Source organism: Paracoccus sp. S4493 (assembly GCF_000967735.1).
Taxonomy (GTDB): domain Bacteria; phylum Pseudomonadota; class Alphaproteobacteria; order Rhodobacterales; family Rhodobacteraceae; genus Paracoccus; species Paracoccus marcusii.
Genome location: NZ_JXYF01000536.1, coordinates 1 through 1,158 on the forward strand (window position 1 = coordinate 1; position 1,158 = coordinate 1,158).

A 1,158-nucleotide genomic window follows, 5' to 3' on the forward strand; every position below is an offset into this window, starting at 1 on the left:
AACCTGTCGGCCACAGCCCCCGTCGCCAATGCCCTGCTGCTGGATACCGGAACGCCTGTCGCAATGTTCGCCCCCAATCATGACCTCGGGGAGGAGGAGTTTACCGCGCTGCAAAAGATCGCCGCCGATGGCGTCTATCCACCGTGGCTGTGGGCACCCGAAGAATTTGACTTGCCTGGTATCCCAGGCAAGTCAAAATAATCGCTCGGCACGGCGTATTGTTCTCTGTTCGGACTTGAATATAAAAGAAGCTACATCTGGTAATGACATTGGCGTCTTTCATGGGAAATGATATTGTAAAGTGAGGGATTGAAAGGTCCAAGGAATGAACCATTTTCAATGGGTCGATTATATAAAGTCTGTCGGGGGGCTTTCCGATGGAGAAGATGAAATGCGTCTCGCAATAAACGGCGCGAAGAACTTTTGTTATGATTATTTGCGAGACAACGACCTTCCCCGCAACCACGAAATTGCCGAAGGAATACTTTACATTGCCGCATTCATGGTTTCATGCGCTAAGAATAACGATTATGAGATATTCAATCTTTATCTCGATAGCAGGGACTATGGGCCAATTTTCAGTAAAGAAGCCAAGAAGAACACAGGCAGTCTTGCCGTCGTTCTCAACGATGCAGCGATGATAAAACCGGATATTCTCAAGAGAATTGTCACCGGGGCAGGCTTGCGGTTCAAGGTGGACCCAACCGGGACGGGCAAGTGCGTCATGCCAGATAAGCAGAATAGTCGATAGTAAGCAGTGCTTTTAGATTAGAAAATAGCCAACAAAGAGCGAGATTGTCATGAAATACTGTTGTCCCCTATGTGCCTCAACGTCTGACTTACCTTCGCCTTGTGAGTTTTGCGGGAGAATTAGGAACGAGGTGTGTTTTCCCGCTAAGGAAAAATCAGGAGGTAGCTTCTGGCAACTCATTCTGATGCTTATTGGTCTCGGCATGCTGATGCAGATTTCCGCGCTGTTCCTCTGACTGATCCGGGCGTCCCCTTCGGGCCGCGCCCCCGGTTCCGGCCGGCAAGACCGGCCTCCACCCGAGCTGGTCGGGGCGATGCGCCCGGCTGCGCTGCACGGGTGAATGTCTCGTCCCGAGCCATCCCCCCGCACACCGGTCCTGGGCGCCCTGCCCCGCCCATCTCGTCCCT

General features: G+C 52.3%; 1 protein-coding gene and 1 pseudogene. Both read left to right on the forward strand.

Annotation, left to right across the window (positions count from 1 at the left end; all coding sequences use genetic code 11):
- Positions 1–201: pseudogene (locus TW83_RS21655) on the forward strand (hypothetical protein); the annotation flags it as partial.
- A gap of 124 nt (positions 202–325) precedes the next feature.
- The gene (locus tag TW83_RS18925) at positions 326–751 is read left to right on the forward strand and encodes a hypothetical protein (protein WP_045984340.1); all 426 of its coding nucleotides are present in this window, start codon (positions 326–328) and stop codon (positions 749–751) included.
- The last annotated feature ends 407 nt before the right edge of the window (positions 752–1,158 follow it).

Coding starts and splice junctions, on each gene's coding strand:
- TW83_RS18925 (WP_045984340.1), top strand. CDS start 326: ATGAACCATTTTCAATGGGTCGATTATATAAAGTCTGTCGGGGGGCTT.